Origin of the sequence: Shewanella sp. ALD9 (assembly GCF_002836315.1) — a bacterium.
GTDB lineage: Bacteria > Pseudomonadota > Gammaproteobacteria > Enterobacterales > Shewanellaceae > Shewanella.
The window spans coordinates 1-1,421 of the sequence record NZ_PJCD01000016.1 but is presented as its reverse complement, the minus strand read 5'-3'; the positions used below and the strand labels follow the sequence as shown (position 1 = coordinate 1,421).

The following is a 1,421-nucleotide window of genomic DNA, read 5'->3' as shown; positions in this document are numbered from 1 at the left end:
ATCGTTTTTACTAAAATTGGGCACCTAAATAACCTGCTAAGGCTGAATTCAACTCAAGGTGTTTTATGTTAACAACAGAACAGCAACAATCTATTTATCGCAGTGTCGGCATGCCTGTGGTTCAGGCCGCGATAGGTATCAACTTTGCCGGCAGGTATGCCAGCCTGCTGGCCCGTTTTCCCGAGCAGGCTGACCGTTTCAGTGATCAAGATAGGCTGCCGCTTGAGCGTAAAAAGGCCCTAGTCGATGGGCTAGGATTGCCGCTTCGCTATTACAAATCAGACGGTGGCTACTGGCGCTTGAATGAAAAAAAATACCCCCGTGAAGACATCAGCCTACAAGTGGAGATGATGCAGTGGGTAAAGTTCTCTTTCTCCATCAAGCCCGAGGGCTTGGATTACCGTGGTGGTTTTTATAAAAACATATATATTGCCCAGCGAATGCACGCCGGTGAGGTGTTAGACTTTCGTGAAGATTGGCTGAAACCCAATTCGCCTTGGTGTTACAGCGAGGCTGACTTTAGCATAGTGCTAACCGAATGCGCGGCACTGTTTAACGATTTAGTGGCCGAATTGCCGGCGGGCATCAGCGAAGGTTGGGGCCCTGATTAACCCCGCTGTGCGCAACCTACTGAACATTTAGGGCGTTAGCTTAAATTTAGCGCATTTTTTTGTTGGCCAAAAAAGTTAAGTTTAATCGTGATAGAGAAGCGCCGTGAATGACAGCAAGCGTAATTAATAACTGAAAATCGGAGAGCCATTATGGGTGTAGGCATGAGTTTCAGCGCCAAGCTGGAGTTAAATGAAGCACAAGAAACTGAGCTTGAAGCCATGACATTAAGGCATGAGCAAGCCACTAGCTTTCAATTTCAACTGCAAGAGTGCTGCGGGGAATCCTTAAGTTATGATTTGTTCGAGGGTGAATTTTCCGGCTATATCAAGTATCCGCTATCCCATGACCCATCGGATTGGAGTGACTTTGAAGGCATAGTGTTGGCCTGGCTGAGCGAAGTACGGCGCACCTTTGGTGGCGATGACTGGCAAGTTTATCGACAAGATGTTGAGCCGGTAGCCTGGATTGAAGCGTCGCAAAGCTACTACCACGATCCTTTGTAAGCCGCTCCTGTGGCGCAGTGAACTCAACGCTATGATGTTACGTTGTTTTCCCAGTTCAGATATCTTGAACGTGTGACTAATATTAAAGGCTTGGATTCAAATAGTAAGTGCATAACTTGAACAGGTAGAAAAAACGGTCAGCTGAATATATGCTAATCGCTTTTTCTCCGGCAAGAGATGCAACAATGAAAACATATAAACAACTGACCTATGAACAACGATGCCAGATTTATGCTTTAAGTAAAACAGATATTAGCCAAAATAAAATGGCCAAGTAACTGAATGTTAACCAATCAACCATTAGCA

Annotated in this window: 2 protein-coding genes; both read left to right on the top strand. The window is 45.4% G+C overall.

Annotated features, from left to right (window positions below; all coding sequences use genetic code 11):
* Window positions 1-65 precede the first annotated feature (65 nt).
* Window positions 66-611 carry a hypothetical protein gene (locus CXF88_RS14330; RefSeq protein ID WP_101087473.1) on the top strand — a complete coding sequence of 182 codons (546 nt, stop codon included), beginning with the start codon at window positions 66-68 and terminating at the stop codon, window positions 609-611.
* Window positions 612-761: 150 nt separating this feature from the next.
* Window positions 762-1,115, top strand: coding sequence for a hypothetical protein (locus CXF88_RS14325; protein ID WP_101087472.1), 354 nt, complete (start codon window positions 762-764; stop codon window positions 1,113-1,115).
* The last annotated feature ends 306 nt before the right edge of the window (window positions 1,116-1,421 follow it).